Raw genomic sequence first — 1,053 nt, 5'->3', positions numbered from 1 at the left:
CTGGCCGTTCTCCTGCTTCTGCTTCTCCGCCTCGGCCGACGCCATCTGCGTCTGGATGAAGGTGGCCAGCTTGTTGGAGGCGTCGTCCGCCAGCGCCTTGTCGGTCTGCAGGGCCTGGTGGAAGAAGGCGGTGTAGTAGTTGTCGTCCAGGGTGAAGACCAGCGACGCGGCGATCTTCTGCTGGTTCATCGTGCAGCTCAGCTCGGCCCGCTTGACGGCGTAGGGGCCCTCGATCGCGGCCGGCTGGTCGCTGCTCTGCCAGTCGGTGCCGCACACCGACTTCATGATCTCGAGATAGCGCTTGGCGAACTGGTCGATCTCGACCGCGTCGCCGCGCGGCTCCTGGTGCAGGCCGCCGATGACCTTGCCGTCGGTGCCGACCTGCCAGGCCTGGTTGATCTGCAGCGGGTCGCGCGGCAGCTTGCGCGGGTCGGCGATGCCGACATCCTTGATGCCGGCGCCGTTCAGGATATCCTGCAGCGCGCCCACCGGCATGCCGAAGCCCTGCGCGCCGACCAGGGTGCGCGGGTCGACCGGGGGGTTGTTGGCCTGGGCCTTGGCGATCAGCCCGCGGGCGGTGTCGATGCAGTTCTTCAGCGCCGGCAGGGCCGCGCCGGTGCCGGTCAGCGGGAAGGTGAACTCGCCCTTCGGCGTGGTCACGATCGCCTTGCTGCCCTTGGCCAGGGCCTGGAACAGATCGCCGTCCTGGCCGACCGGCAGCACATAGGCGACCGGCGACACCGGGACGATGTCGATCTGCTTGTCATAGGCGGAATCGACCCGGATCCGGCCCTTGCCCTTCTCGCCTTCCTTCAGCCCCCAGTTCTGCTTCACGACGGCGACGTTGAACAGGAAGTTCGGGTTCAGCGTGAAGGCCAGCGTCAGCCCGTTGTCATAGGGCTTCGAAATGTCGCAATGGCTGAACTGGTGGTTCTGCGGGTTCGGAACGGCCCCGCCCTTCCAGCCGCCGGCGTCGATGGTGAATTCCTTCGGCGTCGGGGCCTGCTGCCCCTGCGGCTGCGGGGCCGCGGCCTGGCCCTGCTGCGGCGCGGC

1 protein-coding gene is annotated in these 1,053 nt (G+C 68.1%); it reads right to left on the bottom strand.

The window, feature by feature from the left end:
• Positions 1-1,053, bottom strand: a 1,053-nt coding sequence (locus P409_RS39780; protein WP_034849627.1) for a hypothetical protein, incomplete at both ends; no start/stop codon positions are given.

Source organism: Inquilinus limosus MP06, from assembly GCF_000767795.1.
GTDB classification, from domain to species: Bacteria; Pseudomonadota; Alphaproteobacteria; order DSM-16000; family Inquilinaceae; genus Inquilinus; species Inquilinus limosus_E.
The sequence above is the reverse complement of the archived record's forward strand: the minus strand, read 5'-3'. Positions and strand labels throughout refer to the sequence as shown.